Below are 4,609 nucleotides of genomic sequence, written 5' to 3'. Positions count from 1 at the left end.
CCACCGGAGCGGATCGCCTGCACCGCATTGATGCGCAGCCGGGTCACCTCCGCTGAGGTGGTCACCAGCGCACCAAGACCCTGGAAGCCTACGACTTCACCTGCGTAAACGCTGGGCCGAAGGATGCACCCTGCCCACCTGGCCCCCGACGAACGGCGCCAGATGGACGCGCTCACCGCCGCTTGCCCGCAACTGGCCGCGTTGCGCACCCACGTCCGCGACTTCGCCGAGATGATGATGCACCGCCAGGGCCAGCACCTGGCGGCGTGGACCCACATTCCGTGACGTATCCAGCGTCGGGTGGCAGGCTGTGCCGTGTGGACCATCCGAGACCTCCATCGCCTTTGTGCGTCCGAGGACTTCCGCTGCCGCCTCTGCTCCGGGAGATGCTGGAAGATGGGCGTTGGCGCCATCCCGGCGAGCAGGCACTCCTGAGGGTCATTCCGTGGCTGGACGAGAAAATGGAATTCATGTCGGTCGAGACAATGGAGGCTGAAACGACAGCCCTTGCCCGCGTGACCGCGGAATATGAAGGGCAGGCACAGATTTACTGGGTGGCGCGGGGAAGCGCTCAGGCCAAGCCTGCCGGGTTGCCCTGGCTCGACATCGAAGCCGCTTACCTCATCGTTGTGTCCCGTTACTCCGACGGCGATATGGTCGCCCTGGACTATCGAACCGGCGCCGAGAACCCTCGGGTGGTGGCTTTCGGCGAGATCTACGGGATCGACCTTCACCAGGGCGGCACCACGCTTTTCGGATGGCGCATGGTCGCACCGACCTTTTCCGATTTCGTTGCGGCTCTGAACCTGTAGCACCGGCAGACTGAAACTCACGGCCTGCGGCCGGTCGATCAGGGGAGCCCACGGAATGTGTGCCTGAGTCCGCTTTCAAGCGTCGTCGACAAGGCCTAAGATGCCCATGGTCGCTCGGTGGTCGCTCGGTGGTCGCTCGGTGGTCGCTCGGTGGTCGCTCGGTGGTTGCTCGGTGGTTGCTCGTATGCCATGCAACGCAACGGCACGACGCGGCATGATCTGGCATCGGAGCAGTGGAGTCGCGGATGAACCGACACAGTCCGACACTACGAGTGTCGGTCCGGTGCGCGTTGAGCGGCTTTTGATCCGTCGGTTCTGGGTTCGAGTCCCAGGCGGCCCGCCACCCGTGACCAGTCAGACGTGCTCGGTGAGGGGCGTTGAGGATCATGTCTGGGGCCGAGATGGGGCCATCCTGGGGCCGGGGCTTCGGGCGGCGCGGCGACCGCGACGTGCTCTCTCCACGTGGGTTCCGCGGCTACGGCAGGGTCGCACGCGCATCCGGTCGTTGTTCGGCGCCGAAACCGGCCCGGCGCTCCGGATCACGGAAGAACCAGAATGTCGCGACCAGTGTCCCGCCGGCGGCCCAGGCGAGGGTGGACCATGACCGCCGGGCGAGCGCAAAGCCTGTGGCGGCTGCCGACAACCATGGCGCGGAACTGCGGGCGGGCGAAGCAAGACCCCATGCCGCAGGCCGTGCCGCGCGGACGCGCGCCGATGTACGGCCCATTCCGAAGTTGGTATCGATCATGGTCTGCGTGGCGGCCGGACGGTCCAGTCGCGTCAAGGTGATGCGCGCCCGTACCTCGTCAGTCAGCGCGTTCTCGCGCGCCTCTAGCATGGTCTGGATCGCCTCGGCTTCGCCCTTGGCCTTCCCTGGCCGTGGTGGTGGGCGAAGTCGCTCTTGTACTTCGCGGGTTCCGCTGATCATCGCCTCCAGCAGCTGCGGGGCCGCCTGAGGCAGCACCGCGACCACTCCATCAAGAATCGCGCAGGTCGGCACACCTGTCTTGGTATTCGGGACAGCCCTAGAACTATTTCCCTGAGCCACCTAGCATCGTGCGACCCCCAAACGATCAAGGTGCGAACGATGAAAATGACACAACACTCGGCCGAGATCTCCTCGGCTCTCAGAAAGGCCAGCGTGAGGTTGCGCCGCAAGAACGCGCTCGTCAGCGTGATCGCCGCGATGGTCGTCCTCGTCGGTGGCGTGTCCTTCACTCAGGCGAGTGTCAACGCGTCCGTGAAGCCGAAACCTCATGGCGACAGCCGGCTCGACGAGATCCAGCGGCGCGGCTACATCCGAGTGTGCACTCCGGGAGACTACCGACCGTTCGCGCTCCGGCAGGCCGACGGCTCTTACGATGGACTCGACGTCACCATGGTGGACGACCTGGCGAAGGCGCTCGAGGTGAGCGTACGGTACGTCCCCTCGCCCTGGGCGGCGCTGGTTCCTACGTTCACTGCGCAGAAGTGCGACATCGCGGTCGGCGGAATATCGGTCACGTTGGCGCGGCAGAAGGACGTCTTCTTCTCGAAGACGGTGCTGGTCAACGGAAAAGTACCGCTGACCCGCTGTGAGAACGCGTCGAAATTCCAGACCATCGCCGACATGAACAAGCCGACCGTCAAAGCGATCACTCCGCCGGGTGGGACCAATGAGGCGTTCGCCCGCGCCAATCTGCCGCTGGCCGACTTGATCATCTGGCCGAACAACATCACGATCTTCGACGAGATCGTCGCCGGGCGCGCCGACGTGATGGTTACGGAGGCGACCGAGGCGGTCGTTCAGTCCAAGATCCATCCGGAGCTGTGCGCGGTCAGCCCGGACAAGCCATTGCAGTACGGCGAGCTGGGCTACATGCTGCCCAAGGGCGACATCATCTGGAAGGAGTTCGTGGACCAGTGGCTGCACCTGCTGGTCGCCTCGGGCCAGTTCCAGAAGTTCTACGACGCCGAGGTCAAGTAACCTCCTCACCCCCGAGCCGATGACCTGGCGGCGACCAGGCCAATCATTCACCGGCCCGCGCGCAGGCCCACATCACAGCTCGCCGGGTCCGGTTCGGCCGCGCGGGCCGGGCGGTTTCGCATCAGGGCCTGGCCCGCTGTGCCGCACACCGACTGTGTGCGGCACAGCGGTCAGCACGATCAGTCGGGTGGCGTGTTCGATGACGCCAGTCAGTACACCTTGGCGCAATTAGTACACCTTGGCGCAATTAGTCGTCGGTTTCCCTGCGGGGGACGCCCTGCGGGCGTGAAAATCGGGGGTGGTTGCTCGCCGACGTCGAGCGTGCTTGGTGCTGTGAGCCCGTCAATTAGTCTGACGCCGGGAGCCGCCTTCAGGGGTCCTGCATTGTTGCCTTGAGCACGCGATTCCGCCTCTGCCGTTCCCCGTTGGCTCCCGCGAGCAGCCGCTGGATTCCGTCGTCACCGCGCCGGGACAGGACGATCTCATGGACGAGATCACTGAGGAGGCTGCTGAGCTGGTGGAGCGGGTTGCCGCTCTGGATATCGGGAAGGCGTCGCTGGTGGCGTGTGTGCGGGTGCCGCACGACACGATCGGGGGCAGGCGCCGGCAGGAGGTCCGTACGTTCGCCACGACCACGGCGTCGCTGCTGGGGTTGCGGGACTGGCTGGTGTGCCAGGGCGTGACCCGGTGCGTGATGGAGGCGACGTCGGTGTACTGGAAGCCGCCGTTCTACCTGCTGGAGGACGACATCGAGTGCTGGGTCGTCAACGCCCGCGACGTCAAGAACGTGCCGGGTCGTCCGAAAACCGACAAGCTGGACGCGATCTGGCTGTGCAAGCTGGCCGAGCGGGGAATGCTCCGCCCGTCGTTCGTCCCGCCGCCCTGGCAGCGGGAGCTACGGGATCTGTGCCGGTACCGGCGCACCCTGATTCAGGAACGGACCCGGGAGAAGCAGCGGGCCGAGAAGCTGCTGGAAGACACCCAGATCAAACTATCCGCGGTGATCTCCGACCTGTTCGGGGTGTCCGGCCGGGCAATGCTGGATGCGCTGGTCACCGGGCAGCGCGACCCGAAGGTGCTCGCGCAGATGGCGCGGGGTTCCATGCGCGCCAAGATCAGCGTTCTGCAGGAGGCGCTGACCGGGCACTTCCGCGACCACCATGGCTATCTGCTGGCCATGATGCTGGAACGTGTCGACGTGCTGAGCGCCCAGATCCACCGGCTCGACGCCAGGATCGATGAGGCCCTGGCCCCTTTCGCCCGCCAGGTGGCTCAACTGGATGAGATCCCCGGCATCGGCAAGACCGGAGCCCAGGAGATCATCGCTGAGATCGGGGCGGACATGGATCGCTTCCCCACCGCCGGGCACCTGGTGTCCTGGGCCAAGTTCGCACCCAAGGCCAAACAGTCCGCGGGCCGCAACAAGTCCAGCTCCACCGGCAAGGGCAACCCCTGGATCGGCGGCGCGCTCGGTGAGGCGGCGATGGGCGCGTCCCGGACCAAGACCTTCCTCGGGTCCCGCTATCGCAGGGTCGCCAAACGCCGGGGCAAGAAACGCGCCCTGGTCGCCGTGGGCAACTCCATCCTCACCATCGCCTACCACCTGCTCTCCAACCCCGACGCCCACTTCACCGACCTCGGCGCCGACTTCCACGACCGCCTCGCCCCCGAACGCCGCAAACGCCAACTGATCCGCGAACTCGAACGACTCTCCGGCAAGAAAGTCACCCTCGAGCAAGCCGCCTGACCACACCGCTCCAAGGACCCGGCTCCGCTGACGCTCCGCCGGGTGCTGCCGCCTGCCCAGCTGAGCACCGATTTTCGATTCAGC

At 65.8% G+C, this 4,609-nt stretch carries 5 protein-coding genes; 4 read left to right on the top strand and 1 reads right to left on the bottom strand.

Annotated elements, in window-relative coordinates; genetic code table 11:
• Window positions 1–123 precede the first annotated feature (123 nt).
• Entirely contained in the window at window positions 124–285 is a 162-nt protein-coding gene (locus HKK72_RS36220; RefSeq protein ID WP_187238908.1) for a hypothetical protein, read from the top strand.
• Window positions 286–386: 101 nt separating this feature from the next.
• The gene (locus HKK72_RS36215; RefSeq protein WP_187238907.1) at window positions 387–812 is read left to right on the top strand and encodes an SMI1/KNR4 family protein; all 426 of its coding nucleotides are present in this window, start codon (window positions 387–389) and stop codon (window positions 810–812) included.
• Window positions 813–1,287: 475 nt separating this feature from the next.
• Here HKK72_RS36215 and HKK72_RS36210 read toward each other — a convergent pair whose 3' ends face one another.
• Window positions 1,288–1,785 carry a hypothetical protein gene (locus HKK72_RS36210; protein ID WP_187238906.1) on the bottom strand — a complete coding sequence of 166 codons (498 nt, stop codon included), beginning with the start codon at window positions 1,783–1,785 and terminating at the stop codon, window positions 1,288–1,290.
• Window positions 1,786–1,899: 114 nt separating this feature from the next.
• On the opposite strand from HKK72_RS36210, the gene HKK72_RS36205 reads away from it, so the two are divergent.
• Both HKK72_RS36205 and HKK72_RS36200 read left to right on the top strand, forming a co-directional pair.
• Window positions 1,900–2,778 carry a transporter substrate-binding domain-containing protein gene (locus tag HKK72_RS36205; RefSeq protein ID WP_222721590.1) on the top strand — a complete coding sequence of 293 codons (879 nt, stop codon included), beginning with the start codon at window positions 1,900–1,902 and terminating at the stop codon, window positions 2,776–2,778.
• Window positions 2,779–3,262: 484 nt separating this feature from the next.
• Window positions 3,263–4,525, top strand: a complete 1,263-nt coding sequence (locus HKK72_RS36200; protein ID WP_187238905.1) for an IS110 family transposase — start codon at window positions 3,263–3,265, stop codon at window positions 4,523–4,525.
• Window positions 4,526–4,609 lie beyond the last annotated feature (84 nt).

This window comes from Actinomadura sp. HBU206391 (genome assembly GCF_014323665.1).
Lineage (GTDB): Bacteria > Actinomycetota > Actinomycetes > Streptosporangiales > Streptosporangiaceae > Actinomadura_C.
The sequence above is the reverse complement of the archived record's forward strand: the minus strand, read 5'-3'. Positions and strand labels throughout refer to the sequence as shown.

Coding starts and splice junctions, on each gene's coding strand:
- HKK72_RS36220 (WP_187238908.1), top strand. CDS start 124: ATGCACCCTGCCCACCTGGCCCCCGACGAACGGCGCCAGATGGACGCG.
- HKK72_RS36215 (WP_187238907.1), top strand. CDS start 387: ATGCTGGAAGATGGGCGTTGGCGCCATCCCGGCGAGCAGGCACTCCTG.
- HKK72_RS36205 (WP_222721590.1), top strand. CDS start 1,900: ATGAAAATGACACAACACTCGGCCGAGATCTCCTCGGCTCTCAGAAAG.
- HKK72_RS36200 (WP_187238905.1), top strand. CDS start 3,263: ATGGACGAGATCACTGAGGAGGCTGCTGAGCTGGTGGAGCGGGTTGCC.